Origin of the sequence: Rhizobium leguminosarum, assembly GCF_004123835.1 — a bacterium.
GTDB lineage: Bacteria > Pseudomonadota > Alphaproteobacteria > Rhizobiales > Rhizobiaceae > Rhizobium > Rhizobium leguminosarum_M.
In genome coordinates this window covers 1-24,263 of the sequence record NZ_MZMU01000004.1, presented here as the reverse complement: position 1 = coordinate 24,263, position 24,263 = coordinate 1, and the positions used below count along the sequence as shown (strand labels likewise).

37 protein-coding genes and 2 pseudogenes are annotated in these 24,263 nt (G+C 60.4%); 7 read left to right on the top strand and 32 right to left on the bottom strand.

Annotated elements, in window-relative coordinates:
* The first annotated feature begins 119 nt into the window (after positions 1–119).
* The 3 genes from B5P46_RS12250 to B5P46_RS12240 all read left to right on the top strand — a co-directional run bounded on the left by B5P46_RS12250 (position 120) and on the right by B5P46_RS12240 (position 1,036).
* Complete coding sequence (locus B5P46_RS12250) at positions 120–302, top strand: hypothetical protein (protein WP_129418901.1); 183 nt, start codon at positions 120–122, stop codon at positions 300–302.
* A 26-nt stretch (positions 303–328) separates the two neighbouring features.
* Positions 329–592: a hypothetical protein gene (locus tag B5P46_RS12245; protein ID WP_129418900.1), complete on the top strand. Its 264-nt coding sequence runs from the start codon at positions 329–331 to the stop codon at positions 590–592.
* Between the two features lie 132 nt (positions 593–724).
* Entirely contained in the window at positions 725–1,036 is a 312-nt protein-coding gene (locus B5P46_RS12240; protein WP_003547605.1) for a DUF1883 domain-containing protein, read from the top strand.
* Between the two features lie 13 nt (positions 1,037–1,049).
* On the opposite strand, the gene B5P46_RS12235 is transcribed toward B5P46_RS12240, so the two are convergent.
* The gene (locus B5P46_RS12235) at positions 1,050–2,366 is read right to left on the bottom strand and encodes a replication-associated recombination protein A (RefSeq protein WP_129418899.1); all 1,317 of its coding nucleotides are present in this window, start codon (positions 2,364–2,366) and stop codon (positions 1,050–1,052) included.
* The gene (locus B5P46_RS12230) at positions 2,363–3,766 is read right to left on the bottom strand and encodes a DegQ family serine endoprotease (protein WP_129418898.1); all 1,404 of its coding nucleotides are present in this window, start codon (positions 3,764–3,766) and stop codon (positions 2,363–2,365) included. Before B5P46_RS12230 ends, B5P46_RS12235 begins: the two co-directional genes overlap by 4 nt.
* A gap of 146 nt (positions 3,767–3,912) precedes the next feature.
* Here B5P46_RS12230 and B5P46_RS12225 point away from each other — a divergent pair, with 146 nt between their 5' ends.
* Both B5P46_RS12225 and B5P46_RS12220 read left to right on the top strand, forming a co-directional pair.
* Positions 3,913–4,293 carry a YkvA family protein gene (locus B5P46_RS12225; protein ID WP_129418897.1) on the top strand — a complete coding sequence of 127 codons (381 nt, stop codon included), beginning with the start codon at positions 3,913–3,915 and terminating at the stop codon, positions 4,291–4,293.
* A gap of 23 nt (positions 4,294–4,316) precedes the next feature.
* Positions 4,317–4,670: a lysozyme inhibitor LprI family protein gene (locus B5P46_RS12220; protein WP_129418896.1), complete on the top strand. Its 354-nt coding sequence runs from the start codon at positions 4,317–4,319 to the stop codon at positions 4,668–4,670.
* A 58-nt stretch (positions 4,671–4,728) separates the two neighbouring features.
* On the opposite strand, the gene ilvD is transcribed toward B5P46_RS12220, so the two are convergent.
* A complete protein-coding gene (gene ilvD, locus B5P46_RS12215) occupies positions 4,729–6,567 on the bottom strand; it encodes a dihydroxy-acid dehydratase (protein ID WP_129418895.1) in 1,839 nt (612 codons plus the stop codon).
* 334 nt (positions 6,568–6,901) lie between these two features.
* Between ilvD and msrP the strand changes: the two genes are divergently transcribed.
* Together msrP and msrQ are read left to right on the top strand one after the other, a co-directional pair.
* On the top strand, positions 6,902–7,849 hold the full coding sequence (gene msrP, locus B5P46_RS12210; protein ID WP_129418894.1) for a protein-methionine-sulfoxide reductase catalytic subunit MsrP: 948 nt from the start codon (positions 6,902–6,904) through the stop codon (positions 7,847–7,849).
* On the top strand, positions 7,849–8,505 hold the full coding sequence (gene msrQ, locus B5P46_RS12205) for a protein-methionine-sulfoxide reductase heme-binding subunit MsrQ (RefSeq protein WP_129418893.1): 657 nt from the start codon (positions 7,849–7,851) through the stop codon (positions 8,503–8,505). Before msrP ends, msrQ begins: the two co-directional genes overlap by 1 nt.
* A 10-nt stretch (positions 8,506–8,515) precedes the next feature.
* On the opposite strand, the pseudogene B5P46_RS12200 reads toward msrQ, so the two are convergent.
* From B5P46_RS12200 to tuf, 29 genes and pseudogenes are all read right to left on the bottom strand, one after another.
* Positions 8,516–8,936, bottom strand: a pseudogene (locus B5P46_RS12200) (DUF2809 domain-containing protein).
* 84 nt (positions 8,937–9,020) lie between these two features.
* Entirely contained in the window at positions 9,021–9,443 is a 423-nt protein-coding gene (gene rplQ, locus B5P46_RS12195; RefSeq protein ID WP_003558556.1) for a 50S ribosomal protein L17, read from the bottom strand.
* Positions 9,444–9,620: 177 nt separating this feature from the next.
* A complete protein-coding gene (locus B5P46_RS12190) occupies positions 9,621–10,631 on the bottom strand; it encodes a DNA-directed RNA polymerase subunit alpha (protein ID WP_003547579.1) in 1,011 nt (336 codons plus the stop codon).
* 97 nt (positions 10,632–10,728) lie between these two features.
* Positions 10,729–11,118, bottom strand: a complete 390-nt coding sequence (gene rpsK / locus B5P46_RS12185; protein ID WP_003547577.1) for a 30S ribosomal protein S11 — start codon at positions 11,116–11,118, stop codon at positions 10,729–10,731.
* Positions 11,119–11,251: 133 nt separating this feature from the next.
* On the bottom strand, positions 11,252–11,620 hold the full coding sequence (gene rpsM, locus B5P46_RS12180; RefSeq protein WP_027685037.1) for a 30S ribosomal protein S13: 369 nt from the start codon (positions 11,618–11,620) through the stop codon (positions 11,252–11,254).
* A gap of 222 nt (positions 11,621–11,842) precedes the next feature.
* A complete protein-coding gene (locus tag B5P46_RS12175; RefSeq protein ID WP_129418892.1) occupies positions 11,843–12,493 on the bottom strand; it encodes an adenylate kinase in 651 nt (216 codons plus the stop codon).
* Positions 12,490–13,830 carry a preprotein translocase subunit SecY gene (gene secY / locus B5P46_RS12170; protein WP_003547569.1) on the bottom strand — a complete coding sequence of 447 codons (1,341 nt, stop codon included), beginning with the start codon at positions 13,828–13,830 and terminating at the stop codon, positions 12,490–12,492. The genes B5P46_RS12175 and secY overlap by 4 nt, the downstream gene beginning before the upstream one ends.
* Positions 13,831–14,064: 234 nt before the next feature.
* Positions 14,065–14,541: a 50S ribosomal protein L15 gene (gene rplO / locus B5P46_RS12165; RefSeq protein WP_003547567.1), complete on the bottom strand. Its 477-nt coding sequence runs from the start codon at positions 14,539–14,541 to the stop codon at positions 14,065–14,067.
* A 16-nt stretch (positions 14,542–14,557) separates the two neighbouring features.
* Positions 14,558–14,767, bottom strand: coding sequence for a 50S ribosomal protein L30 (rpmD, locus tag B5P46_RS12160; protein ID WP_003547566.1), 210 nt, complete (start codon positions 14,765–14,767; stop codon positions 14,558–14,560).
* A gap of 14 nt (positions 14,768–14,781) precedes the next feature.
* Positions 14,782–15,351: a 30S ribosomal protein S5 gene (rpsE, locus tag B5P46_RS12155; RefSeq protein ID WP_017963908.1), complete on the bottom strand. Its 570-nt coding sequence runs from the start codon at positions 15,349–15,351 to the stop codon at positions 14,782–14,784.
* Between the two features lie 131 nt (positions 15,352–15,482).
* Complete coding sequence (gene rplR / locus B5P46_RS12150) at positions 15,483–15,845, bottom strand: 50S ribosomal protein L18 (RefSeq protein WP_018241643.1); 363 nt, start codon at positions 15,843–15,845, stop codon at positions 15,483–15,485.
* A 12-nt stretch (positions 15,846–15,857) separates the two neighbouring features.
* Positions 15,858–16,391, bottom strand: a complete 534-nt coding sequence (gene rplF / locus B5P46_RS12145) for a 50S ribosomal protein L6 (protein ID WP_017963907.1) — start codon at positions 16,389–16,391, stop codon at positions 15,858–15,860.
* A 42-nt stretch (positions 16,392–16,433) separates the two neighbouring features.
* Positions 16,434–16,832, bottom strand: a complete 399-nt coding sequence (gene rpsH, locus B5P46_RS12140) for a 30S ribosomal protein S8 (RefSeq protein WP_003547562.1) — start codon at positions 16,830–16,832, stop codon at positions 16,434–16,436.
* 12 nt (positions 16,833–16,844) lie between these two features.
* A complete protein-coding gene (rpsN, locus tag B5P46_RS12135) occupies positions 16,845–17,150 on the bottom strand; it encodes a 30S ribosomal protein S14 (RefSeq protein WP_003547561.1) in 306 nt (101 codons plus the stop codon).
* Between the two features lie 32 nt (positions 17,151–17,182).
* Positions 17,183–17,740 (bottom strand): 50S ribosomal protein L5, encoded by a 558-nt coding sequence (gene rplE / locus B5P46_RS12130; RefSeq protein WP_129418891.1) that lies wholly within the window; start codon positions 17,738–17,740, stop codon positions 17,183–17,185.
* Complete coding sequence (gene rplX, locus B5P46_RS12125) at positions 17,733–18,041, bottom strand: 50S ribosomal protein L24 (RefSeq protein WP_003547559.1); 309 nt, start codon at positions 18,039–18,041, stop codon at positions 17,733–17,735. The genes rplE and rplX overlap by 8 nt, the downstream gene beginning before the upstream one ends.
* Before the next feature lie 11 nt (positions 18,042–18,052).
* Positions 18,053–18,421, bottom strand: coding sequence for a 50S ribosomal protein L14 (gene rplN, locus B5P46_RS12120; protein ID WP_003573790.1), 369 nt, complete (start codon positions 18,419–18,421; stop codon positions 18,053–18,055).
* A gap of 259 nt (positions 18,422–18,680) precedes the next feature.
* On the bottom strand, positions 18,681–18,920 hold the full coding sequence (gene rpsQ / locus B5P46_RS12115; RefSeq protein WP_003573791.1) for a 30S ribosomal protein S17: 240 nt from the start codon (positions 18,918–18,920) through the stop codon (positions 18,681–18,683).
* A 12-nt stretch (positions 18,921–18,932) separates the two neighbouring features.
* Positions 18,933–19,133 (bottom strand): 50S ribosomal protein L29, encoded by a 201-nt coding sequence (rpmC, locus tag B5P46_RS12110; RefSeq protein ID WP_003547556.1) that lies wholly within the window; start codon positions 19,131–19,133, stop codon positions 18,933–18,935.
* Positions 19,134–19,145: 12 nt separating this feature from the next.
* Positions 19,146–19,559 carry a 50S ribosomal protein L16 gene (gene rplP / locus B5P46_RS12105; protein WP_003573792.1) on the bottom strand — a complete coding sequence of 138 codons (414 nt, stop codon included), beginning with the start codon at positions 19,557–19,559 and terminating at the stop codon, positions 19,146–19,148.
* 36 nt (positions 19,560–19,595) lie between these two features.
* Positions 19,596–20,327, bottom strand: a complete 732-nt coding sequence (gene rpsC / locus B5P46_RS12100) for a 30S ribosomal protein S3 (protein WP_003547554.1) — start codon at positions 20,325–20,327, stop codon at positions 19,596–19,598.
* Complete coding sequence (gene rplV, locus B5P46_RS12095) at positions 20,327–20,716, bottom strand: 50S ribosomal protein L22 (protein WP_003547553.1); 390 nt, start codon at positions 20,714–20,716, stop codon at positions 20,327–20,329. Before rplV ends, rpsC begins: the two co-directional genes overlap by 1 nt.
* Before the next feature lie 2 nt (positions 20,717–20,718).
* Positions 20,719–20,997, bottom strand: a complete 279-nt coding sequence (gene rpsS, locus B5P46_RS12090) for a 30S ribosomal protein S19 (RefSeq protein WP_003547552.1) — start codon at positions 20,995–20,997, stop codon at positions 20,719–20,721.
* Between the two features lie 15 nt (positions 20,998–21,012).
* Positions 21,013–21,849 (bottom strand): 50S ribosomal protein L2, encoded by an 837-nt coding sequence (gene rplB / locus B5P46_RS12085; protein ID WP_003547551.1) that lies wholly within the window; start codon positions 21,847–21,849, stop codon positions 21,013–21,015.
* A gap of 11 nt (positions 21,850–21,860) precedes the next feature.
* Positions 21,861–22,154, bottom strand: coding sequence for a 50S ribosomal protein L23 (locus tag B5P46_RS12080; protein WP_003547550.1), 294 nt, complete (start codon positions 22,152–22,154; stop codon positions 21,861–21,863).
* Entirely contained in the window at positions 22,151–22,771 is a 621-nt protein-coding gene (gene rplD / locus B5P46_RS12075; protein WP_003547549.1) for a 50S ribosomal protein L4, read from the bottom strand. Before rplD ends, B5P46_RS12080 begins: the two co-directional genes overlap by 4 nt.
* A gap of 13 nt (positions 22,772–22,784) precedes the next feature.
* Positions 22,785–23,426 (bottom strand): 50S ribosomal protein L3, encoded by a 642-nt coding sequence (gene rplC / locus B5P46_RS12070; RefSeq protein WP_003558542.1) that lies wholly within the window; start codon positions 23,424–23,426, stop codon positions 22,785–22,787.
* A 39-nt stretch (positions 23,427–23,465) separates the two neighbouring features.
* Entirely contained in the window at positions 23,466–23,774 is a 309-nt protein-coding gene (rpsJ, locus tag B5P46_RS12065; RefSeq protein WP_003547547.1) for a 30S ribosomal protein S10, read from the bottom strand.
* A 154-nt stretch (positions 23,775–23,928) separates the two neighbouring features.
* Positions 23,929–24,263, bottom strand: a pseudogene (gene tuf / locus B5P46_RS12060) (elongation factor Tu); the annotation flags it as partial.

Genomic DNA, 24,263 nt, shown 5'->3' with positions numbered 1-24,263 from the left:
TTTTTATATTTTCCTCTTTGGCGCCAAATGGAAACCCTATCCGCAGACGCCTACCTTCCAAGGTGTGACACCGCCGCATCGTCAAGCGGCGGTTGAGGTAGATTTCGAAAGGACAAACGATGTCACGCCTGACTGAACCGAGTGCCGAGAGCGACCCGCTGCAACGCAGTCCCATCAGAGCACTCGCCGCCGATCCCTCCCATCCGATGCTCTCCGGCTTTGCCGCCATTGCGCCCCGCCTTGCGGCAGCGATGGCCTTTGCCGGGCTGGTGCAGATAACCTTCAACCTCATCTCCCGCTGAAGCATCAGGACCCAAGGATCATCACAATGGCAAACGCACAGCAACGCCGCAGCCTTCCCGCCGCAACACCCTCGCCTTCCGCCCGCTTCACCGTCGGTCGCGACAGAAGCGGCCGCTGGATCGTCCACGACCGCGATGGCCTCGTCGGCGGGCTCTTCATCAATGAGGCGGCCGCCCTCCACTTCGCCGCGGGGGAATGCACCTGCCCCTCGGCAGAAATCCATAGGGCGGCCGCGGGCATGGTGCTTGAATTCGCGCCCTTTGCGCGCGGCACCGCGAAAATCCACTAAAACTTGCCGTACTCCCGCTGTTTTCATGCAGCGGGAGTACGAAGACATGAGCTGAAGGGCCGGTTTCCAACTTTTCCTTAACCCACATTCTGGTAAAATCCTGGCGCAGAGACTTCAGACGCCACGAGACCGATGCCGAAACCGAATTTCCGCTTCACCCATTACGATCTCAAGGAACAACGCGCCGGAACGATCATCGAGGTGTCGTTGAATGCGGTGAACAATGTCCGCCTGATGACGGCCCCGAATTTCCAGCGGTTCACCGAGGTTCTCGATTTCAAATATATCGGCGGCGTGGCACGCAAATCGCCGATCAAGATCGCCGTCCCGGAAAGCGGTCACTGGCATGTCATCGTCGATATGGAAGGCCATCACGGGCTTGCGGAATCGTCCGTCAAGGTGATTGCCGCGCCGGCAAATCAGAAGACACCGCGCGCCTCCTGAGGTTCGCCGGGCTTCAGCGTGGATTGCGCTCCTTGCGAAGCTTTGCCCACCATTCCAGCCGCTTGCGGATATCGCGCTCGAAGCCGCGTTCCGGCGGATCATAGAAGATCTGGCGGCCCATCTTTTCCGGGAAATAATCCTGGCCGGAAAAGGCATCCGGCTCGTCGTGGTCGTAGCGGTAGCCGTCGCCGTAACCCTCGCCCTTCATCAGCTTGGTCGGCGCATTGAGGATGTGCTTCGGCGGCAGCAACGATCCGTTCTGCTTTGCCGCCTGGCTTGCCGCCTTGAAGGCGGTGTAGACGGCATTGGATTTCGGGGCGGTGGCGAGATAGACGCAGGCCTGCGCCAGCGCCAGTTCGCCTTCCGGCGAGCCGAGATAGTCATAGGCATCCTTGGCGGCGTTGCAGATCACCAGCGCCTGCGGATCGGCAAGACCGATATCCTCCACCGCCATGCGCACCAGCCGCCGGCCGAGATAGAGCGGGTCCTCGCCGGCATCGAACATGCGGGCGAGATAATAGAGCGCGGCATCGGGATCCGAGCCGCGCACGGATTTATGCAGCGCCGAGATCAGATTGTAGTGGCCGTCCTGCGCCTTGTCGTAGACCGGGGCACGGCGCTGGACGATGCGCGTCAGGCCTTCGGTGTCGAAGCTCTCGCCTTCGCGCGCCGCGCGCCAGACTTCTTCGGCGAGCGTCAGCACCGCGCGGCCATCGCCGTCGGCCATGCGCACCAGGCTGGCGCGAGCATCCTCCGTCAGCGGCAGCGGCTTCTGCTCGATCGCCTCGGCACGCTTCAGCAGTTCCTCGAGGCTCTCCTCGTCATGTGACTTGAAGGTGAGCACACGAGCACGCGACAGCAGAGCGGCGTTGAGCTCGAAGGACGGGTTCTCGGTGGTGGCGCCGACGAGGATGACGGTGCCATCCTCCATGACAGGCAGGAAACTATCCTGCTGGGCGCGGTTGAAACGATGGATCTCATCGACGAAGAGCAGCGTCTGACGGCCGTCCATACGCCGCAGGCGGGCTGTCTCGAACACCTTCTTCAGATCGGCGACGCCGGAGAAGATCGCCGATATCTGCTCGAAAGCCAGGCCCGCCTCGCCGGAAAGCAGCCGTGCCACCGTCGTCTTGCCGGTGCCGGGCGGACCCCAGAAGATCATCGAGCCGAGCGAGCCGCTTTCGATCATTCTTTTCAGCACGCCATCCTCGCCGGTCAGGTGTTCCTGACCGGTGACATCGGCAAGCGTCTTCGGCCGCAACCGGTCGGCAAGCGGCCGCCTGGCAGCGACCTCCTCCGGAACACGCGGCGCGAAGAGATCGTTGCTCATCGGAAGAATTGCCGGATGCGCTGGCCGTCACGCTCGATCTCGACCCGCCAGAGGCCGGGGTCGCTATCGGCGATTTCGGAAAGTTCGCTGGTCGTCTTCACGTCGGTGCCGTTGATCGAGACGATGATATCCTTCGGTTCGAAACCGAGACGGGCGGCAGGCGAATCCTCTTTCACCTCGGATACGACGACACCTGCCGATTCCGGCGGCATGCGCAGTTCGTCGGCGACCCGCGGCGACAGGTTCTCGACGACGGCACCGGTAAACGGCGTGTGTCCGCCGATGGTGCGCTGGTCGCGCGGCGAGGTTTCCGGGGCGCGGGCGAGCGTCAGCGGCAGTTGCTCCTCACGGCCGTTCTCGATGACGGTGAGCTTGACCGAATTGCCGAGACCGGCCGTCGTCAGCCGGTAGAGCAACGCATCCGGATGCTCGACGGAAATTCCGTCGACGGCGGTGACGATTTCGCCGGCCCTCAGCCCGGCCTTGGCGGCCGGCCCACCTTCCGAAACCTTGACGACGAGCGCGCCGCGGGCCTTGTTTAACCCCAGCGCCTCAGCCACTTCCGAGGTCACGGCATCGAAGCTTGCGCCGACATAGGGCCGCTCGAAAGATTTAACGCCGGCATCGGCAGACGTGAGGAAGACCTTGACCAGATTGGCAGGGATGGCGAAACCGATGCCGTTCGATCCGCCGCCGCGCGAGAAGATCGCCGTGTTGATGCCGATCAGCTCGCCCTTCATATTCATCAAGGCGCCGCCGGAATTGCCGGGGTTGATCGAGGCATCGGTCTGGATGAAGAAGCCGAATTCGTTCTTGATCACCTGGTTGCGGGCAAGCGCCGAGACGATCCCGCTCGTTACCGTCTGGCCGACACCGAAGGGATTGCCGATCGCCAGCACGAGATCACCGACCTCGACCGTATCGGAATTGCCGATCGGCAATGTCGGAAAGCTTTCCTTGGTGTCGATCTTCAGCACGGCAAGATCGACACGGTCGTCGCGCAGCACCACCTTGCAGGGGAATTCGCGGCCGTCCGAGAGCGCCACCTTTATATCGTCGGCGCCCTCGATGACGTGATTGTTGGTCACGACAGTGCCGTTCGCCTCGACGATGACGCCGGAGCCGAGCGAAGACTGCTTCTCCGAACGGTTCGGCATCTGCTGGCCGAAAAATTGCTCGAAGAAAGGGTCGCCGGCAAAGGGCGACTGCCGCTGGACAGTCTTTTCCGCATAAACGTTGACGACGGCGCCTGACGTCTGTTTGACGAGCGGCGCGAAAGAGAGCTGCATCTGCATCTGGCTCTCGGGTACGGTCTTTGCCGTCTGCGCGTGAGCCGCAGCCGGCAGAACCAGCATGAGAGCGAATAGCGAGACGGAAGCGCGCTTGAACAGGCCTTGCATGGGTATCCCTTTTGAATCCTCTTGAGAAAATGTTGTAGCGTCCGACGCTAGAAAGGAAAGAGGGCGGAAGCATGGAAGAATAAGGCAGCCGGATGTCGCGAGACTTTGCTTGAAGCCTTTGCGAATTTGATTCAGGAAGATCGGCCATGCAACTGATATCAAAAGCCAAAATCTGGGCGAAGTCACTGAAGCGTGACATCGTGGCATTGTGGCTTGCCGCCCGCGATCGCCGCGTGCCGTGGCATGCCAAAGCGGTGGCCGGCGCCGTTGCCGCCTACGCGCTGTCGCCCATCGATCTCATCCCCGATTTCATCCCCATCCTCGGCTATCTCGACGATCTTCTCATCGTGCCGCTCGGTATCATGCTGGCGATCCGGCTCGTGCCAGTAGAGGTGATGAACGAGCTTCGTACGGAGGCGACAAGGCTCATCGAGCGTCCCTCCAGCCGGGTCGGACTGATCTTCATCCTTGCCGTCTGGCTCATCTGCATCATTTTCCTGGCTCTGGCACTGCGGAAGCTAGCCTGACCGGCAGCAATAGGAACATATGAATGATCACGACCAGAACGACGACAGCGGCCCTCGGCTTTGCGATCCTGCTCATTGCATCGAACCTGGCACAGGCAGCAAGCTTCGATTGCGATGCGAAAGAATTGAAGGCGGATGAAAAAGCGATCTGCGACAACCGCGCGCTCAACGACGCCGATGTGAAGATGGTGACGACTTTCGAGCTGCTCTCCGGCCTGCTGGCGATGGGTTCGCGCGGAACCTTACAGGACGAACAGACGGCCTGGCTGAAGAAACGGCAGGAATGTGGGGCCGATGCAACTTGCATCAAGGCTGCCTATGACGAGCGGCTGAAGCAGCTCGGCGAGTCTTATAAAAACATCAACCGGCCGCTTTGAAAGCGACCGGTTGGAAGAGCAGCTGACTTTTAATCAGTAGGTCGTCGGTTCAGATGAGTCAGCGGGCGTTCAGATCGCGCACGGCGCCGCGGTCCGCACTCGTTGCGAAGGCGGCGTAGGCCTTCAGCGCGGTCGTGACGTTGCGCTTACGCACTTCTGTGGGATACCAGCCCTTGGCGTCCTGCTCGGCGCGGCGGGCGGCGAGTTCGGTCTCGCTGACACGCAGGCTGATGGTGCGGTTCGGGATGTCGATGTCGATCATGTCGCCTTCGCGCACCAGGCCGATCGTGCCGCCATTTGCCGCCTCCGGCGAAGCGTGGCCGATCGAGAGGCCGGAAGTGCCGCCGGAGAAGCGGCCGTCGGTGATCAGCGCACAAGCCTTGCCGAGGCCCTTCGACTTCAGATAGCTCGTCGGATAGAGCATTTCCTGCATGCCCGGGCCGCCCTTCGGGCCTTCGTAGCGGATGACGACGACATCGCCGGCCTTCACCTCGTTGGCAAGGATCGCCTTGACCGACGCATCCTGGCTTTCGAAGACGCGAGCCGGGCCGGAGAACTTCAGGATCGATTCATCGACGCCGGCGGTCTTGACGATGCAGCCGTCAATCGCAAGGTTGCCCTTGAGCACGGCAAGGCCACCATCCTTGGAGAAGGGATGCTCGACCGAGCGGATGACGCCGTTCTCACGGTCGGTGTCGAGATCGTCCCAACGCGCTTCCTGGCTGAAGGCGACCTGGGTCGGGATGCCGCCGGGAGCGGCACGATAGAAGTTCCGAACGGTTTCGCTGTTGGTGCGGGTGATATCCCAGCGGTCGATCGCATCGCCCAGCGTCTCGGCATGCACGGTCGGGCAATCGCGGTTCAAGAGACCGCCCTTGTCGAGTTCGCCGAGGATCGACATGATGCCGCCGGCGCGGTGGACGTCTTCCATGTGCACATCGCTCTTGGCGGGGGCGACCTTCGACAGGCACGGTACGCGGCGCGACAGCGCGTCGATATCGGCCATGGTGAAATCGACCTCGCCTTCATGTGCGGCGGCAAGGATGTGCAGGACCGTATTGGTGGAACCGCCCATGGCGATATCGAGCGTCATGGCATTCTCGAAGGCCTGCTTGGAAGCGATATTGCGCGGCAACGCCTTGACGTCGTCCTGCTCGTAATAGCGGCGGGCGAGATCGACGATCAGATGGCCGGCCTCGACGAAGAGGCGCTTGCGGTCGGCGTGGGTAGCAAGCGTCGAGCCGTTGCCGGGCAGCGACAGGCCGAGCGCTTCCGTCAGGCAGTTCATCGAATTGGCGGTGAACATGCCGGAGCAGGAGCCGCAGGTCGGACAGGCAGAGCGCTCGATGGTCTGGACGTCCTCGTCGCTGATCTTGTCATCGGCTGCGGCGACCATGGCATCGACGAGGTCGAGCGCATGCGTCTTGCCATGCAGCACGACCTTGCCGGCTTCCATTGGACCGCCTGAGACGAAGACGGTCGGGATATTGAGGCGCAGCGACGCCATCAGCATGCCGGGGGTGATCTTGTCGCAGTTGGAGATGCAGACCATGGCGTCGGCGCAATGGGCATTGACCATGTATTCGACGCTGTCGGCGATGAGCTCCCGCGAGGGCAGCGAATAAAGCATGCCGTCATGACCCATGGCGATACCGTCATCGACGGCGATCGTGTTGAACTCCTTGGCGACACCGCCTGCCGCCTCGATCTCGCGGGCAACGAGCTGGCCAAGGTCCTTCAGGTGCACGTGGCCGGGCACGAACTGGGTGAAGGAATTCACCACCGCGATGATCGGCTTGCCGAAATCCGAATCCTTCATGCCCGTGGCGCGCCAAAGGCCGCGGGCACCCGCCATGTTGCGGCCATGGGTCGTGGTTCTGGAACGGTAAACTGGCATCGGTGTTTTCCTCAACGTGTCGGAATTATCAGGCGAAGCGGGGCGGCATGGAGCCTGCGGGCCGGGCAAACGCTGCTTTTTGGATTGTCCTAATCCAATCGACGGACGCTGTCACTACCGGGAAGCCCAAATCCGGTACGCCGGGGAGAAGCGCCACGAGGCCCATCGATTATATACGATTCGACGCGGCGTTTTGTTACAGCCTATTCCATCACGGTCGAACACAAAAAATTGGCTTCCCGTCAGCAATATTCAAGGCTTAGACACTAATCTAGACATGCCGGCGGTTCGTTTAAGGGCTATATTTCAGGATATCCGCCGAGGAGGTTTCGACATGCCAACCTATCGTCCACCGAAGATCGCGTCATCGGAGATCACGCCGCGCCAGATCTATGTGCGCCGTCGTGAATTCCTGAGCGCGGCGGCGCTTGGCGCTATGGGGCTCTATAGCGCCGGCAAGGCGAGTGCTGCGGCCCTCTCCGCCGTTGAGAGCAAGTACAAGGTCGACGAGAAACCGACGCCGATCAAGGACGTCACGACCTACAATAATTTCTATGAGTTCGGCCTCGACAAGGGCGATCCCGCAGCTCTTTCCGGCGATTTCAAGCCGCTGCCCTGGACGATCAAGGTCGACGGCATGGTCAACAAGCCAGGCACCTTCGACCTCGAGGCGCTGATGAAGGAATTCCCGATCGAGGAGCGCACCTACCGCATGCGTTGCGTCGAGGCCTGGTCGATGGTCATCCCCTGGGACGGCTTTCCGCTGGCATCGCTGCTCGACAAGGTGGAGCCACTCGGCAGCGCCAAATACGTCGCCTTCGAAACCGTCGTGCGGCCAGACGAGATGCCGGGGCAGAAAGGCTTCTTCCAGTCGCTCGACTGGCCCTATGTCGAGGGTCTGCGCCTGGATGAGGCGCGCCATCCGCTGACGCTGCTTGCCGTCGGGCTCTATGGCGAAACGCTGCCGAACCAGAACGGCGCGCCGATCCGCCTCGTCGTACCGTGGAAATACGGCTTCAAGGGCATCAAGTCGATCGTCAGGATCACACTCACCGACCAGCAGCCGAAGAATACCTGGCAGGTCACCAATCCGCAGGAATACGGCTTCTACGCCAACGTCAACCCTGAGGTCGACCATCCGCGTTGGAGCCAGGCGACCGAACGGCGCATCGGCGAGAGCGGCTTCTTCGGCGCGAGCCGCCACCCCACCCTGCCCTTCAACGGTTATGCCGACGAGGTGGCGAGCCTTTATGCCGGCATGGACCTGAAGGCGAATTTCTGATGGCGGAACTGTCGCTCGCCATCTCGAAGCGCTGGCAGCCCGCTTCCGTCTGGCTGCTTTATGTCGTCGGGCTCGTGCCTGCGGCCTGGACTTTCTATCTCGGCGCGACCGATCAGCTCGGCGCCGATCCGGTCAAGACCTTCGAGCTTTTCCTCGGCATCTGGACGATCCGTTTCCTGATCGCAACACTTGCCGTCTCCCCTGCCCGCGAGCTCTTCGGCTGGAACTATCTGCGCTATCGCCGTGCGCTCGGCCTGCTGACCTTCTACTACGCGCTGATGCATTTCACCGTCTACATGGTGCTCGACCAGGCGATGGATATTCCCGCCGTCATCAACGACGTGCTGAAGCGCCCCTTCATCATGTTCGGCATGGCAGGCCTTGCGATGCTCATTCCGCTGGCGCTGACATCCAACAATTTCTCGATCCGCCGCCTGGGCAAGAACTGGATCTGGCTGCATCGCCTCGTCTACATCATCGCCGCCTGCGGGGCGCTGCACTTCGCACTCTCGACCAAGATCCTCGACCTCGAGCAATATATCTATGTCGGGTTGATCATTGCGCTCATCCTCTACCGCTCCTATCGGCCGATTGCACGCAGCAGGCAGAAGGGCAAAGGGCGGACGCGCAATCGCGCAGTGGCGTCTGTTTCGTGAGACGGCAGGTTTAGCGGCGAGGACGCAACTCAGTCCGGCGTGCCGGATCGAAGGCGCAGGCCGCGGCTATGCCGATTGCATAAGCCGCCATGTTCCAAAGCGAAAATACCCGGCCAAGCAGCAGCGCGCCTGCCGTGGTCAGCCGAAACGCGTCGAGCCAGGGCGTGTGATAGAGCCGGAACAATTTCACTGAGATCGCTATGAACAGCGCTGTGACAGCAATTGCTGGTGGCCGTGACCTTGCGACAAACAGCGCCACGAGCAGATAGACCATCGCTCCCCCAGAGTGCCGATCCACCATATTTGACGACGATGAAAGGCAGATCGGCCGCATAGCCAAACCTGCGGAGCACCAGCCCGAGAACGATAACAAGAAACAGGGCGGCCAGACGAAGGATCTGCGGAGAGCGAGTCTGAATGATTTTGCGCAATGGAGCCGTTCCCGTCACTATATCGGAAACAAAAACAGCCGGGCTTCGCAGCCCGGCTGTTCTGTTTCCGCCGGAGCGGATGACTTAAGCGGCGACGGCCTGCTCTTCGGCAGCGACGCGGGCCTTGTCGGCTGCGCCCTTGGCATAGGCATCGCGGTCCACGAATTCGATCACAGCCATGGCGGCATTGTCGCCCTGACGGAAGCCGGCCTTCATGATGCGCAGGTAGCCGCCGTTGCGGGTGGCGTAGCGCGTTGCGATCGTGTCGAACAGCTTCGAGACGACAGCGGCATCACGGATCTGCGAGATCGCCTGACGGCGAGCGTGCAGGTCGCCGCGCTTGCCGAGCGTGACGAGCTTCTCGACGATCGGGCGGATTTCCTTGGCCTTCGGCAGGGTCGTGACGATCTGCTCGTGGGTAATCAGCGAAGCCGCCATGTTGGCGAACATCGCCTTGCGGTGGCTTGCAGTTCTATTCAGCTTGCGGCCGGCTTTACCATGGCGCATTGCTATTCTCCTTTAATGCAGGTGCCCTTACGCTAAGTGGGCCTGCTGTTTCCTGGCACATGCAGGCGATCGGCCTGCTGTTTGACGGGGAAAGGCAGCCGAAAGAGCCTGCCTTTTGTTATGTTCTTGCGATCGGCGTGCGGGCGGAAAACCGCTTTACACTTTTCCTCACGCCGCTCAGTACTGGTCTTCGTAACGCTTGGCGAGATCTTCGATGTTCTCAGGCGGCCATGCCGGCACTTCCATGCCGAGGTGCAGGCCCATGGAAGCGAGAACTTCCTTGATTTCGTTCAGCGACTTGCGACCAAAATTCGGTGTGCGGAGCATTTCTGCTTCGGTCTTCTGAATGAGGTCGCCGATGTAGACGATGTTGTCGTTCTTCAGGCAGTTTGCCGAACGGACCGACAGTTCGAGTTCGTCCACCTTCTTCAGGAGAGCCGGGTTGAAAGCGAGTTCGGTGACTGCTTCCTCTTCGGTTTCCTTCTGCGGCTCGTCGAAGTTGACGAAGACGCCAAGCTGATCCTGGAGGATGCGCGCCGCAAAAGCGACGGCGTCTTCGCCGGTGATCGAGCCATCGGTTTCGATGGTCATATTCAGCTTGTCGTAGTCGAGAACCTGTCCTTCGCGGGTATTTTCAACCTTGTAGGACACCTTCTTGACCGGCGAATAGAGGCTGTCGACCGGGATGAGACCGATCGGAGCATCTTCCGCACGATTGCGTTCGGCCGGAACATAGCCCTTGCCGTTGTTGACGGTGAATTCCATGCGGATCTCGGCGCCCTCGTCGAGCGTGCAGATGACATGCTCTGGGTTGAGGATTTCGATATCGCCGACCGTCTGAATGTCTCCAGCCGTGACAACGCCCGGGCCCTGCTTACGCACGACCATGCGCTTTGCGTCGTCGCCATCCATCTTGATGGCGATTTCCTTGATGTTGAGCACGATGTCCGTCACGTCTTCGCGGACGCCCGGAATCGAGGAGAATTCATGCAGCACGCCATCGATCTGCACCGCCGTGACGGCAGCACCGCGCAGCGAGGAGAGCAGAACGCGGCGAAGCGCGTTGCCGAGGGTGAGGCCGAAGCCGCGCTCCAGCGGTTCGGCAACAAGCGTCGCCCTGGTGCGCGAGCTCGAAGAGAACTCCACCTTGTTCGGCTTGATCAGTTCCTGCCAGTTCTTCTGAATCATGAGTTTGCCTTCCGTTCGTTGCCACCATCCAATCGTGGCAACCGAGCTTGAAAACCACCGGGAGCGCGCAGGCGCTCACCGGTGACGAGAGCGATGATCAGACGCGGCGCTTCTTGCGCGGACGGCAGCCATTGTGCGGGATCGGGGTCACGTCGCGGATGGACGTGATCATGAAACCTGCAGCCTGGAGCGCGCGCAGAGCCGATTCACGACCCGAACCCGGACCGCAGACTTCGACTTCCAGCGACTTCATGCCGTGCTCCTGGGCCTTCTTGGCGCAGTCTTCGGCAGCGATCTGAGCAGCGAACGGGGTCGACTTGCGCGAGCCCTTGAAGCCCTTGGCGCCAGCCGACGACCAAGCGATCGCATTGCCCTGCGCATCGGTGATGGTGATCATCGTGTTGTTGAAGGTCGAGTTGACGTGAGCGACACCCGACGAGATATTCTTGCGCTCACGACGGCGAACGCGGACGGCTTCCTTAGCCATGGTATTCCTTTCGTTGATCTCTTCACCGCCGTAATGCCAGCGGCTACACCGGAACGGCGCCTATATGGTCCCGCTCCAAACTCAAAAGAGGCCGGCGCAGACCGCCAGCCTCCCCACCCCGGTTTCCCGGAAATTACTTCTTCTTGCCAGCGATTGCCTTTGCCGGACCCTTGCGGGTGCGGGCATTGGTGTGCGTGCGCTGACCGCGGACCGGAAGACCGCGGCGATGACGCAGGCCGCGGTAGCAGCCGAGATCCATCAGACGCTTGATGTTCATCGCGGTATCGCGACGAAGATCGCCTTCGACCTGATAGTCACGGTCGATGGCTTCGCGGATCTGAAGGACTTCTGCGTCCGTCAGCTGATGCACACGACGTTCGGCCGGGATACCGACCTTTTCGACGATTTCCCGTGCGAATTTCGGACCGATCCCGTGAATGTAGGTCAACGCGATAACAACGCGCTTCGCAGTCGGGATGTTGACGCCAGCGATACGTGCCACGCCTGTTCTCCTTGCATTCCAGTTGCCATCCGGCAAGTGGGCTTCGTTATGCGGCTCTTGAGAACCGCCCGTTCAGATTTAAGTCCGTAACATGTCAAAACGACCGCACCCGGACTTCCCTGGGAAATCCGCGCCGATCGCATGGAATGTCGCGAGTTGGCGCGGTGTTTAGCGGAATCACTGCTGAAAAGCAACCGTTCCGCCAAGTTTATTTTCAAAGCCTTAAAGCTTGGAAAGAATGCTTTCGACCTCGGCGGTCACCCGATCGATTTCTGCCATGCCGTCCACGGACTTGAGCTTGCCCTTGGCATGGTAATAGCCGATCAGCGGTGAGGTCTCCTTGTAGTAGACCTGCAGCCGAGCCGTCATGGTCTCCGGAGTGTCATCAGGACGGCGCTTGAAGTGCGTGAAACCGCACTTGTCGCACACGCCCTCGGCAGCCGGAACCTTATCGGTATCGTGATAGACGCTGCCGCACTGTGCACAGGAGTAGCGACCGGCAACGCGACGAACCAGCTCGTCATCATTGACACGGAATTCGATGACGACCGAAAGGTCGAGACCTTTTGCCTTCAGCATCGCCTCGGTGGCGTCCGCCTGGACGAGCGTCCTGGGGAAGCCGTCGAGGATGAAGCCGTTGGCGCAATCGGGTTGATCGATACGCTCGGAAACGATGGCAATGACGATCTCATCCGAGACGAGCTTGCCGGCGTCCATGACCGCCTTCGCACGCTTGCCGACATCGGTGCCGGCGTTAACCGCTGCACGCAGCATGTCCCCCGTGGAAAGCTGCGGAATGCCGTGCTTTTCCACGATCCGCTGGGCCTGGGTTCCCTTACCCGCGCCCGGCGGCCCCAAAAGGATAAGTCTCATCGCCCCCTCTTTCCTCCACGCAACTTCGATTTCTTGATCAGGCCTTCGTATTGCTGCGCGATCAGGTGACCCTGGATCTGTGCAACCGTATCAAGAGTTACGCTAACCACGATCAAAAGCGAAGTCCCACCAAGGGCTAATGGAATGCCGGTTTGCGACACCAATATCTCCGGAAGGATGCAGACGAAGACTAGATAGAGCGCGCCGATCACCGTGATTCGGGTCAGCACGTAGTCGATATATTCGGCGGTGCGGTCGCCCGGACGGATGCCGGGAATGAAGCCGCCATGCTTCTTCAGATTGTCGGCCGTATCCTTCGGATTGAAAACGATGGCCGTATAGAAGAAGGCGAAGAAGGCGATCAGCGCCGCATAGAGCACCATATAGAGTGGCTGGCCATGACCGAGGGCCGCGACGATCGATGTCGCCCAGGAGGGCATTGCCGTGGTGCTGGCAAAGCCCGCAATCGTTGCCGGCAGAAGCAGCAGCGACGACGCGAAGATTGCCGGAATGACACCTGATGTATTGAGTTTCAACGGCAGGTGGGACGTATCGCCCTGGAACATCCGGTTACCGACCTGGCGCTTCGGATACTGGATCAGCAGCCGGCGCTGGGCGCGCTCGACGAAGACGATGATGGCGATGACGGCGATCGCGACGATGATCACGAGCAGGATCAGCGGGGTCGACAGCGCGCCGGTGCGGCCGAGTTCGAGCGTGCCGGCAAGAGCAGTGGGAAGGCCGGCGGCGATGCCTGCGAAGATGATCAGCGAGATGCCGTTGCCGATGCCGCGCGAGGTGATCTGCTCGCCGAGCCACATCAGGAACATCGTGCCGCCGAGCAGCGTCAGAACGGTGGAAACACGGAAGAACCAACCTGGGTCGACGACCAAGCCCTGGCCGCTTTCAAGGCCGGCGGCAATGCCATAGGCCTGCAGCGCGCCGAGGATAACGGTACCGTAGCGGGTATACTGGTTGATGATCTTACGGCCCTGCTCGCCTTCCTTCTTGAGGTTTTCGAGCGCCGGCACGACCGAGGTCATCAGCTGCACGATGATCGAGGCAGAGATATAGGGCATGATGCCGAGCGCGAAGATTGCCATGCGCTCAACGGCGCCGCCCGAAAACATGTTGAAAAGGCCGAGAATGCCGCCTGCCTGGCCGCGGAAAGCCTGGGCATAGGCTTCGGGATTGAGACCCGGAAGCGGAATATGCGTGCCGAGTCGGTAGACGAGGAGAGCTGCCAGTGTGAACCACAAGCGCTTCTTCAAATCCTCGGCTTTGGCGAAGGTCGAAAAATTGAGGTTGGATGCCAATTGTTCCGCTGCAGAAGCCATGCGTTTCTCCGCGCTACCAATTCCGGCGTCTCTGGGGGACAGGCCGGACCCGGAATCAGTATGAAATTATTCAAAACCGGGCTCAGGACGGATTGCAACGCAACCCCATGCCTCACCCTTGTTTTCGAGTCTTACCGGCATGACGCGGGCGCGCCAGCCAAGTTTTTGTGAGGCCCACATATGGGAGCAAAATCGCCCGGTGTGAAGCACCCCGGGCGATATATCATCAGATTATTATTCGGCTGCAGCCGGAGCCGAAAGCAGCGTCACGGTGCCGCCGGCCTTTTCGATCTTCTCGACGGCAGGCTTGGAGGCGCCTGCAACGACGATGGTGATCTTGGCCTTGATCTCGCCGTCGGCAAGAACGCGAACGCCGTCCTTGACGCGGCGGATGACACCAGCAGCCTTGAGGGCGGCTGCGTCAACGGTCGTCTTGGCATCGAGCTTGCCGGCGTCGATCGCCGTCTGGATACGGGCCAGCGACACGACAACAAAATCGGAAGCGAAAATGTTGTTGAAGCCGCGCTTCGGCAGGCGACGATAGATCGGCATCTGGCCGCCTTCGAAGCCGTTGATGGCGACGCCCGAACGGGACTTCTGACCCTTCACGCCGCGACCACCTGTCTTGCCCGAGCCCGAGCCGATACCGCGGCCGAGGCGCTTGCGGCTGTGGGTCGAGCCTTCGTTGTCCTTGATTTCATTGAGTTTCATGAGCGTTTCCTCCGTCTCACTTCTCGTCGACGACGCGAACGAGATGCTGGACAGCACGGATCATGCCACGAACCGAAGGAGTATCCTCCAGCGTGCGGCGACGGTGCATCTTGTTCAGTCCGAGACCGATCAGCGTGCGCTGCTGGACATCCGGACGGCGAATCGGGCTGCCGATCTGTTCGATCGTGACAGTCTTCGCTTCAGCCTTCTTAGTAGCCTTGGCCATCTGTCAAACTCCTCTTATTCTTCAGAGGCGTTGCCGGAGGCGCCACGACGAGCCTGCAGCGTTGCATACTTGATGCCGCGCTGAGCTGCGATGTCCTTCGGGTGAACCTGGTGCTTCAGAGCGTCGAAGGTGGCGCGAACCATGTTGTAGGGGTTCGACGAACCGGTCGACTTGGCGACGACGTCGTGCATGCCGAGCGTCTCGAATACGGCGCGCATCGGGCCGCCGGCGATGATGCCGGTACCGACCTTGGCCGAGCGCAGCAGAACCTTGCCGGCGCCGTGGCGGCCATGAACGTCGTGATGCAGCGTACGGCCGTCACGCAGCGGTACGAAGATCAGTTCGCGCTTGGCGGCTTCGGTTGCCTTGCGGATGGCTTCCGGCACTTCACGTGCCTTGCCATGGCCGAAGCCAACGCGGCCCTTCTGGTCGCCAACGACGACGAGTGCTGCGAAACCGAAACGACGGCCGCCCTTGACGACCTTGGCGACGCGGTTGATCGCGACAAGCTTGTCGACGAATTCGCTATCGCGCTCTTCACGGCTCTGGCGGTCGTCCCGCTGCGGCCTTCTTTCCTGTGCCATTGTCCTCTTCCTTTTTCTTTTCCGGGTGCAATCGGCAAACAAATGTGGACCGCATCAGCCTCCCCTTTCGGAGAGTGCCTGCGGTCCGGCGAAAATCCGGCCGGCGCTTGAGGCGTCCGGCCGGAAACTGATCAGAAGGTGAGACCGCCTTCGCGGGCCGCTTCGGCGAGAGCCTTGATGCGGCCGTGATAGATGAAGGCGCCACGGTCGAACACGACTTCCGTAACACCGGCCTTGGAGGCGCGCTCTGCGAGGAGCTTGCCCACAACGGCAGCGGCGGCGGTATCGGCACCGGTCTTCAGAGAACCGCGCAGATCCTTCTCGAGGGTGGAGGCAGACGCAAGCGTCTTGCCGGCCACGTCATCGATGACCTGGGCGTAGATGTTCTTCGAGGAGCGATGAACCGACAGGCGCGGACGGCCATTGGCCACCGACTTGAGATGACGGCGCACGCGGTTGGCACGACGTGCAAGTGCTTCTTTCCTGCTAGCCATTTCGCGTGATCCTTACTTCTTCTTGCCTTCTTTGCGGACGATCCGCTCGTCAGCGTACTTGACGCCCTTGCCCTTGTAAGGCTCGGGACCGCGATATTCGCGGATTTCGGCGGCAACCTGACCGACCTGCTGCTTGTTGATGCCGCTGACGACGATTTCCGTCGGCTTCGGAACAACGATCGAGATACCGACCGGCGGCTCATAGATCACGTCATGGCTGAAACCGAGGGCCAGCTGCAGGTTCTTGCCCTGCATGGCGGCGCGGTAACCGACGCCGTTGATTTCAAGCTTGCGCTCGAAACCGTCCTTGACGCCCTTGAAGATGCCTTCGATCATCGTGCGGGACATGCCCCACTTTGCGCGCGCATCCTTGGTCTGGTTCACCGGCGTCACGACGACGGCGTTATTTTCAAGCTTGAGGCTGATTTCGTCGTTAGCAACGAAAAACAGCTCGCCCTTCGGGCCCTTTGCAGTCACCTTCTGGCCATCGACCGTAGCCGTGATCCCAGCAGGCACCTGAACGGGCTTTTTACCGATACGAGACATGTTTCAATCCTGTCTGTTCGCTATGGAGATCCCTGCCCGATCTTAGAAGACCGAGCAAAGAACCTCGCCACCAACGTTCTGTTCGCGAGCCTGGTGATCGGCCATCACACCCTTCGGAGTCGAAAGGATGGTGATGCCGAGACCGTTCGCGACCTGCGGAATGGACTTGACCGAGACATAAACCCGGCGGCCCGGCTTGGACACACGGCCGATCTCACGGATCACCGATGCGCCTTCATAATATTTCAGCTCGATGCTGAGTTCCGACTTGCCATTGCCGAAATCGACAACGGAGTAGCCACGGATGTAGCCTTCGGACTGCAGAACATCGAGAACACGTGCACGGAGCTTCGAAGCAGGCGTCGAGACCGACGACTTGCGGCGGGAAGCGCCGTTACGGATGCGAGTGAGCATATCGCCCAACGGATCAGTCATTGTCATGTAACCTGCTCCTTACCAGCTCGACTTGACGATACCCGGCACCTTGCCGAGATTGCCGAGTTCACGCAGCGCAATACGCGACATGCGCAGTTTGCGGTAATATGCGCGCGGACGCCCCGAAACTTCGCAACGGTTGCGAATACGGGTCTTCGATCCATCACGCGGCAGGGATGCCAGCTTGATCGAGGCCTTGAACCGCTCTTCGATCGGAAGAGCCTGGTTCATGATGATCGCCTTCAACCCAGCCCGCTTAGCGGCCTGGTTAGCGACCGTAGTACGGCGGCGCTTGTTCTTTTCAACTGCGCTTGTCTTCGCCATGTCAGGTTCCTTTTCTACGCTCGTCGTTACGGTTATTGACGGAACGGGAAGCTGAACTCTTTCAGAAGAGCCCGTGCTTCGTCGTCGGTCGTCGCCGTCGTGCAAACGATGATGTCCATGCCCCACATCTGATCAACCTTGTCGTAGTTGATCTCAGGGAACACAATGTGCTCCTTGATGCCCATGGCGAAGTTGCCACGGCCGTCAAAGCTTTTCGGGTTCAGGCCGCGGAAGTCGCGAACGCGCGGGAGCGCGATGTTCACGAGACGGTCCATGAACTCGTACATGCGGGCGCCGCGCAGGGTGACCTTCGCGCCGATCGGCATCTGTTCGCGGACCTTGAAGCCTGCGATAGAGTTGCGTGCGCGGGTGATGACCGGCTTCTGGCCGGCGATCGCTGCGAGGTCGGCGGCAGCTACCGTCGGCTTCTTCGAGTCAGCGGTCGCTTCGCCGATACCCATGTTGATCACGATCTTGTCGAGCTTCGGAATCATCATCTCGTTGGCGTAGGAGAACTGCTCCTGCATCGCCTTGCGGATGCGCTCGACATATTCCTTCTTGAGCCGCGGCTCATATTTTGCCTCAGCCATCGATCACTTCTCCAGAACGCTTGGCCACACGGACCTTCTTGCCGTCAACAACCTTGAAACCGACGCGGGTCGGCTTGCCGTCCTTGTCGATGATTGCAACGTTGGACAGGTGAACCGGGGCTTCCTTGTTGATGATGCCGGCTTCCTGGGTCTGCGTCTGGCGCTGGTGGCGCTTGACGACGTTGACGCCACGAACAACGGCACGATCTTCCTTCGGCATGACCTGGACAACTTCGCCGGTACGGCCCTTGTCCTTGCCAGCGAGCATGACGACCTTGTCGCCCTTACGAATCTTCTGCATCGCTTCGCTCCTTACAGTACTTCGGGAGCCAGCGAGATGATCTTCATGTGGTTCTTGGCGCGAAGTTCGCGCGGAACCGGTCCGAAGATACGGGTGCCGATCGGCTCTTTCTTGTTGTCGATGAGGACTGCTGCGTTGGTGTCGAAGCGGATGACGGAGCCATCCGGACGACGGATATCCTTGGCGGTGCGAACGACAACCGCCTTCATCACGTCACCCTTCTTCACACGGCCGCGCGGGATCGCTTCCTTGATCGAAACGACGATGACGTCGCCGATCGAGGCATACTTGCGCTTCGAGCCGCCCAGCACCTTGATGCACATGACACGACGTGCGCCGGAATTATCCGCGACGTCGAGGTTTGTTTGCATCTGAATCATATCAGGTCGCCTTCTTGGTTTACCGGAATGGTTGGGCTAGCCCCCTACTCCGGCTTATGAAAATTTTCGCCGGCCGAGCTGCCATAGCGGCAGCACAGACGCGGCAATAGCTGAATAGCGCGGGATCGATCGTGCCAGGGTGGTTTCCCAAACGGGACCTTCCGTGCGCTCAAAGCAAAAGAACGCCCGGCTTTCGAGCGTTCTGACGCTGCTTCATACAGATATTTCGGCGAGACGCAAGGCCTCGCACAAAATTCTGTTACTGGCCCTGGGCGGAAATCACCGTCCAGCGCTTGTCCTTGGAGATCGGCGCGCATTCCTCGATGGATACGGTATCGCCAATCTTGTACTGATTGTTCTCGTCGTGGGCCTTGTACTTCTTGGAACGACGAACGGTCTTCTGGAGCAGCGGGTGAGCGAAACGACGCTCGACACGAACCACTACCGTCTTCTCGTTCTTGTCGCCAACGACGACGCCCTGCAGGATGCGCTTCGGCATATTTTTCTTCCTTTAGGCCTTAACTTCTGCCGCCTTCTGGCGGGCAATGGTTTTCACGCGGGCGATGTCCTTGCGGACCTCGTTGATGCGCGAGGACTTTTCGAGCTGGCCGGTCGCCTTCTGGAAGCGCAGGTTGAACTGCTCCTTCTTCAGCTTGGCAAGCTCGTCCTTGAGTTGGTCGGCGGTGAACCCGCGAACATCTGAGGCTTTCATGAGCTCAATTCCTTACTCTGCAATGCGCTGAACGAAGCGCGTCTTGACCGAGAGCTTGGCAGAGCCGAGGCGAAGCGCCTCACGGGCGATTTCTTCGCTGACACCGTCGATCTCGAACATCATACGGCCGGGCTTGACCTTGCATGCCCAGTATTCAACGGAGCCCTTACCCTTACCCATACGGACTTCGGTCGGCTTTGCGGTTACCGGAACGTCCGGGAACACGCGGATCCATACACGGCCGGCGCGCTTCATATAACGCGTGATCGCGCGGCGGGCCGCTTCGATCTCGCGCGCGTTGACGCGGTTGGGTTCCTGTGCCTTCAGGCCGAATTCGCCGAATGCCAGGTCAGAACCGCCCTTGGCGACGCCCTTGATGCGGCCCTTGAACTGCTTGCGGTACTTGGTACGCTTTGGCTGCAACATTTTCTTATTCTCCGAACTTCTCTGCCACGCGCGCTATCAAGCGTTGTCGCGGCGACGGTCTCTGTCGCGGTCACGATCACGGCTTGCCGGACCCTGGGCGTCACCTTCCATCGCACGGCGCTCGGAAGCCATCGGATCGTGCTCAAGGATTTCGCCCTTGAAGATCCAGACCTTGATGCCGCAGATGCCGAACGCGGTTTCTGCTTCAGCCGTGCCGTAGTCGATGTCGGCGCGCAGCGTGTGCAACGGCACACGACCTTCGCGGTACCATTCCGTACGGGCGATTTCAGCGCCGCCGAGACGGCCGGCGCAGGTGATCTTGATGCCTTCGGCGCCAAGACGCATCGCGGACTGAACGGCGCGCTTCATGGCGCGGCGGAAAGCCACGCGACGCTCGAGCTGCTGGGCGATCGACTGAGCGACCAGCGTCGCATCGACTTCGGGCTTGCGCACTTCAACGATGTTGAGGTGCGTTTCCGAATTCGTCATCTCCGACAGCTTCTTGCGGAGCTTGTCGATGTCTGCACCCTTGCGGCCGATGATCAGGCCCGGACGTGCCGAGTGGATCGTGACGCGGCACTTCTTGTGCGGACGCTCGATGACCACCTTGGAGATCCCGGCCTGCTTCAGTTCGCTCATGACGAACTTGCGCATCTTCAGGTCTTCGTGCAGCAGCTGACCGTACTCGGCATTGTCCGCAAACCAGCGGCTATCCCAGGTACGGTTGATTCCGAGACGGAAACCGATTGGATTGATTTTCTGACCCATTATGCGGCCTCCTCTGCTGCCTGCACTTCACGAACGACGATCGTCAGGTGCGCGAAGGGCTTTTCGATGCGCGACGCGCGACCGCGGCCACGAGCGTGGAAACGCTTCATGACGATCGACTTGCCGACATAGGCCTCGGCGACGACCAGCGAGTCGACGTCGAGATCGTGGTTGTTCTCAGCGTTGGCGATCGCAGATTCGAGCGTCTTCTTGACGGCGCCTGCGATGCGCTTGCGGGAGAACTCCAGCTCAGCGAGTGCGCGCTCAACCTTCTTGCCGCGGATAGCCGCAGCAACCAGGTTGAGCTTCTGGGGGCTGACGCGGAGCGTGCGGGCGACTGCTTGCGCCTCGTTGTCCTTCAGCCGGCGTTCGGCTTTTGCCTTGCCCATTGTTACTTCCTCTTCGCCTTCTTGTCCGCGCCGTGACCGTAGTAGGTGCGGGTCGGAGAGAATTCACCGAATTTGTGACCGACCATGTCTTCATTGACGCTGACCGGGATATGCTTGCTGCCGTTGTAGACGCCGAAGGTGAGACCGACGAACTGCGGCAGGATCGTGGAGCGACGGCTCCAGATCTTGATCACTTCACTGCGACCGCCTTCACGAACCTTCTCAGCCTTCTTGAGAAGATAGCCGTCAACGAACGGACCTTTCCATACTGAACGAGCCATTGGAGACTTCCTCTCTTACTTCTTACGCTGATGACGCGAGCGCATGATCATCTTGTCGGTCGACTTGTTCGACCGGGTGCGCTTGCCCTTGGTCGGCTTGCCCCACGGTGTCACCGGATGGCGACCACCGGAGGTGCGGCCTTCACCACCGCCGTGCGGATGGTCGACCGGGTTCATGACGACACCGCGGTTATGCGGACGCTTGCCGCGCCAAACGGTACGACCGGCCTTGCCGTCGTTGATGTTGGCGTGATCAGGGTTGGAGACCGCGCCGATCGAAGCAAGGCAGGAGCCATGAACGAGACGCTGTTCACCGGAGTTCAGGCGAAGGATCGCCATGCCCTGGTCGCGGCCGACGAGCTGTGCGTAGCCACCGGCGGAGCGAGCGATCTGACCACCCTTGCCCGGCTTCATTTCCACATTGTGGATGATGGAGCCGACCGGGATGAACTGCAGCGGCATGGTGTTGCCGGGCTTGACGTCGACAGCCTTCTCGGAAGCGATGACCTTGTCACCGGCAGCGAGGCGCTGAGGAGCGAGGATATAAGCCTTCTCGCCGTCAGCATAGTTCACCAGCGCGATGAAAGCCGTGCGGTTCGGATCGTATTCGATACGCTCGACCGTGCCTTCGACGTCGAATTTGCGACGCTTGAAGTCAATCAGACGATAGGTGCGCTTGTGACCGCCGCCGATGAAGCGGGCAGTGATGCGGCCGAGGTTGTTACGACCGCCGCTCTTGGTCAGACCTTCCGTCAGCGCCTTGACCGGCTTGCCCTTGTAGAGGGCCGAGCGGTCGACGATGACCAGCTGGCGCTGGCTCGGGGTGATCGGATTGAAAGTTTTCAATGCCATTTTCTTATACCTCAGAGACCGGTGGAGACGTCGATCGTCTGGCCTTCAGCCAGCGTCACAACAGCCTTCTTCACGTCCTTCTGCTTGCCGACGAAACCGCGGAACCGCTTGGTCTTGCCCTTGCGCAGCAGAGTGTTGACAGCCGTGACCTTGACGCCGAACAGCGCCTCGACCGCAGCCTTGATTTCCGGCTTCGTCGCCTGCTTGGCGACATTGAAAACAACCTGGTTGTTTTCGGATACCAGCGTGGACTTTTCGGTGATCGCCGGAGAGACGATCACATCGTAGTGGCGAAGATCGGTCACTTGAATCGCTCCTCTAGCGCTTCAACCGCAGCCTTGGAAAGCACGAGCTTGCCGCGGCGCACGATGTCGTAAACGTTGATGCCCTGAATCGGCAGAACATCGATGTTCGGGATGTTCTGAGCTGCGAGCTTGAAGTTGCCATCAAGCTCTGCGCCGCCGATGAAGAGGGCGTTGGTCAGGCCGAGCGTCTCGAAAACGGACGCGAGCGACTTGGTCTTGGCTTCAGCGGCAACCAGGTTGTCGATGACGATGACGTCATCGGCCTTGATCTTGGCCGAAAGGGCGTGGCGAAGGCCGAGTGCGCGAACCTTCTTCGGAAGATCGTGCTCGTGGCTGCGGACAACCGGGCCGTGAGCCTTGCCGCCGCCGCGGAACTGCGGAGCGCGAGCCGAATGGTGGCGGGCGCGGCCCGTACCCTTCTGCTTGTACATCTTGGCGCCGGTGCGCGAAACTTCCGCGCGGCCCTTAGCCTTGTGCGTGCCCTGCTGCTTCTTGGCAAGCTGCCAGCGGATGACGCGGGCGAGAATGTCTTCACGGGGCTCGAGGCCGAAAATCGCGTCCGAAAGGGAAACCTTCCCGGCGTCTTTTCCCTCGAGGGTCTTGACGTTGAATTCCATTGATCTGGCTCCCTTACTTCGCGGCCGACTTGACGGCGTCGCGCACGATGATCCAAGCACCCTTGGAACCAGGAACAGCACCCTTGATCAGGATCAGACCACGATCTTCGTCGGTCGAAACTACTTCCAGGTTCTGCGTCGTGACGCGCGTCTGGCCCATGTGACCAGCCATCTTCTTGTTCTTGAAAACCTTGCCCGGATCCTGGCGCGAGCCGGTCGAACCGTGCGAACGGTGCGAAACCGACACACCGTGCGTGGCACGCAGACCGCCGAAACCGTGGCGCTTCATGGCGCCGGCAAAACCCTTACCGATCGTCGTACCCGTCACGTCGACGAGCTGACCGGCTGCGAAGTGGCCCGCCTTGATCTCCGTGCCGATCTCCAGCAGGTTGTCTTCCGAAACGCGGAATTCCGTGACCTTGGCCTTCGGCTCGACGTTGGCAATGGCAAAGTTGCCGCGCATCGCCTTCGACGTGTTCTTTACCTTCGCCTGGCCGGCACCGAGCTGAACTGCGGTATAGCCATTCTTTTCGACAGTGCGCGTGGCAACGACCTGGACGGCCTCCATACGCAGTACCGTTACCGGGACATGCTCGCCGGCGTCGTTATAGACGCGGGTCATTCCCACCTTCTGTGCAATCACACCTGAACGCATCGGTTCAATCCTTCTCACTCAGCCCGAAGACCCGAGGTCTCAGAGCTTGATCTCAACATCGACACCGGCGGCGAGATCGAGCTTCATCAGCGCGTCTACCGTCTGCGGGGTCGGGTCAACGATATCGAGAAGGCGCTTGTGCGTGCGCATCTCGAACTGTTCGCGGCTCTTCTTGTCGATATGCGGGGACCGGTTGACCGTAAACTTCTCGATGCGGGTCGGAAGCGGAACGGGGCCCCGGACGCTTGCACCGGTGCGCTTAGCCGTCGATACGATCTCGCGCGTGGAGGCGTCGAGAATCCGGTGATCGAACGCCTTCAGGCGGATGCGGATATTCTGGCCGTTCATTCGACTTTATCCTTGTGTCTGTTATCCGCGTGTCACCACTTAGGGACACGACTTACCTTCAGTTACGTTAGCGGGCCACCGGTTTCAAAGATCGAGAGAGACACCGAGATCGGCGTCCCTATCCTTTCCTTGGGCCAGGTGGCCCAGCCGCTAATTACTCGACGATCGACGCGACGATGCCGGCGCCGACGGTGCGGCCACCTTCGCGGATCGCGAAGCGCAGCTTTTCTTCCATCGCGATCGGAACGATCAGCTCGACCGATACCGTGACGTTGTCGCCCGGCATAACCATCTCCGTGCCTTCCGGCAGCGTCACAATGCCCGTCACGTCGGTCGTGCGGAAGTAGAACTGCGGACGGTAGTTGGTGAAGAACGGCGTATGACGGCCACCCTCTTCCTTCGTCAGGATGTAGGCTTCTGCCATGAACTTCTTGTGCGGCTTGACCGAACCCGGCTTGCACAGAATCTGGCCACGCTCGACGCCGTCAC

What these genes read in the sequence shown, in the direction of transcription:
- rpsC (WP_003547554.1), bottom strand. Translation starts at nt 20,327, where the DNA reads ATGGGTCAGAAAATCAATCCAATCGGTTTCCGTCTCGGAATCAACCGT.
- B5P46_RS12245 (WP_129418900.1), top strand. Translation starts at nt 329, where the DNA reads ATGGCAAACGCACAGCAACGCCGCAGCCTTCCCGCCGCAACACCCTCG.
- ilvD (WP_129418895.1), bottom strand. Translation starts at nt 6,567, where the DNA reads ATGCCAGTTTACCGTTCCAGAACCACGACCCATGGCCGCAACATGGCG.
- msrQ (WP_129418893.1), top strand. Translation starts at nt 7,849, where the DNA reads ATGGCGGAACTGTCGCTCGCCATCTCGAAGCGCTGGCAGCCCGCTTCC.
- rplP (WP_003573792.1), bottom strand. Translation starts at nt 19,559, where the DNA reads ATGTTGCAGCCAAAGCGTACCAAGTACCGCAAGCAGTTCAAGGGCCGC.
- rplC (WP_003558542.1), bottom strand. Translation starts at nt 23,426, where the DNA reads ATGCGTTCAGGTGTGATTGCACAGAAGGTGGGAATGACCCGCGTCTAT.
- rpsE (WP_017963908.1), bottom strand. Translation starts at nt 15,351, where the DNA reads ATGGCACAGGAAAGAAGGCCGCAGCGGGACGACCGCCAGAGCCGTGAA.
- rplF (WP_017963907.1), bottom strand. Translation starts at nt 16,391, where the DNA reads ATGTCTCGTATCGGTAAAAAGCCCGTTCAGGTGCCTGCTGGGATCACG.
- secY (WP_003547569.1), bottom strand. Translation starts at nt 13,830, where the DNA reads ATGGCTTCTGCAGCGGAACAATTGGCATCCAACCTCAATTTTTCGACC.
- rplR (WP_018241643.1), bottom strand. Translation starts at nt 15,845, where the DNA reads ATGGCTAGCAGGAAAGAAGCACTTGCACGTCGTGCCAACCGCGTGCGC.
- B5P46_RS12235 (WP_129418899.1), bottom strand. Translation starts at nt 2,366, where the DNA reads ATGAGCAACGATCTCTTCGCGCCGCGTGTTCCGGAGGAGGTCGCTGCC.
- rpsH (WP_003547562.1), bottom strand. Translation starts at nt 16,832, where the DNA reads ATGACAATGACTGATCCGTTGGGCGATATGCTCACTCGCATCCGTAAC.
- rplX (WP_003547559.1), bottom strand. Translation starts at nt 18,041, where the DNA reads ATGCAGAAGATTCGTAAGGGCGACAAGGTCGTCATGCTCGCTGGCAAG.
- rplD (WP_003547549.1), bottom strand. Translation starts at nt 22,771, where the DNA reads ATGGAATTCAACGTCAAGACCCTCGAGGGAAAAGACGCCGGGAAGGTT.
- B5P46_RS12220 (WP_129418896.1), top strand. Translation starts at nt 4,317, where the DNA reads ATGATCACGACCAGAACGACGACAGCGGCCCTCGGCTTTGCGATCCTG.
- rplB (WP_003547551.1), bottom strand. Translation starts at nt 21,849, where the DNA reads ATGGCATTGAAAACTTTCAATCCGATCACCCCGAGCCAGCGCCAGCTG.
- rpsK (WP_003547577.1), bottom strand. Translation starts at nt 11,118, where the DNA reads ATGGCTAAGGAAGCCGTCCGCGTTCGCCGTCGTGAGCGCAAGAATATC.
- B5P46_RS12175 (WP_129418892.1), bottom strand. Translation starts at nt 12,493, where the DNA reads ATGAGACTTATCCTTTTGGGGCCGCCGGGCGCGGGTAAGGGAACCCAG.
- B5P46_RS12225 (WP_129418897.1), top strand. Translation starts at nt 3,913, where the DNA reads ATGCAACTGATATCAAAAGCCAAAATCTGGGCGAAGTCACTGAAGCGT.
- B5P46_RS12190 (WP_003547579.1), bottom strand. Translation starts at nt 10,631, where the DNA reads ATGATTCAGAAGAACTGGCAGGAACTGATCAAGCCGAACAAGGTGGAG.
- rplO (WP_003547567.1), bottom strand. Translation starts at nt 14,541, where the DNA reads ATGAAACTCAATGAAATCAAGGACAACGAAGGCTCGACCCACAGCCGC.
- rpmC (WP_003547556.1), bottom strand. Translation starts at nt 19,133, where the DNA reads ATGAAAGCCTCAGATGTTCGCGGGTTCACCGCCGACCAACTCAAGGAC.
- rpsQ (WP_003573791.1), bottom strand. Translation starts at nt 18,920, where the DNA reads ATGCCGAAGCGCATCCTGCAGGGCGTCGTCGTTGGCGACAAGAACGAG.
- rplV (WP_003547553.1), bottom strand. Translation starts at nt 20,716, where the DNA reads ATGGGCAAGGCAAAAGCCGAACGCCGGCTGAAGGACAACGAGGCGCAA.
- rpsN (WP_003547561.1), bottom strand. Translation starts at nt 17,150, where the DNA reads ATGGCGAAGACAAGCGCAGTTGAAAAGAACAAGCGCCGCCGTACTACG.
- rplQ (WP_003558556.1), bottom strand. Translation starts at nt 9,443, where the DNA reads ATGCGCCATGGTAAAGCCGGCCGCAAGCTGAATAGAACTGCAAGCCAC.
- B5P46_RS12240 (WP_003547605.1), top strand. Translation starts at nt 725, where the DNA reads ATGCCGAAACCGAATTTCCGCTTCACCCATTACGATCTCAAGGAACAA.
- rplN (WP_003573790.1), bottom strand. Translation starts at nt 18,421, where the DNA reads ATGATTCAGATGCAAACAAACCTCGACGTCGCGGATAATTCCGGCGCA.
- rpmD (WP_003547566.1), bottom strand. Translation starts at nt 14,767, where the DNA reads ATGGCCAAGGCTACTAAGAAGGCTGAAGCGAAGACTGTCACGATCGAA.
- B5P46_RS12250 (WP_129418901.1), top strand. Translation starts at nt 120, where the DNA reads ATGTCACGCCTGACTGAACCGAGTGCCGAGAGCGACCCGCTGCAACGC.
- B5P46_RS12230 (WP_129418898.1), bottom strand. Translation starts at nt 3,766, where the DNA reads ATGCAAGGCCTGTTCAAGCGCGCTTCCGTCTCGCTATTCGCTCTCATG.
- msrP (WP_129418894.1), top strand. Translation starts at nt 6,902, where the DNA reads ATGCCAACCTATCGTCCACCGAAGATCGCGTCATCGGAGATCACGCCG.
- rpsS (WP_003547552.1), bottom strand. Translation starts at nt 20,997, where the DNA reads ATGGCTCGTTCAGTATGGAAAGGTCCGTTCGTTGACGGCTATCTTCTC.
- rpsJ (WP_003547547.1), bottom strand. Translation starts at nt 23,774, where the DNA reads ATGAACGGCCAGAATATCCGCATCCGCCTGAAGGCGTTCGATCACCGG.
- rplE (WP_129418891.1), bottom strand. Translation starts at nt 17,740, where the DNA reads ATGGCTGAGGCAAAATATGAGCCGCGGCTCAAGAAGGAATATGTCGAG.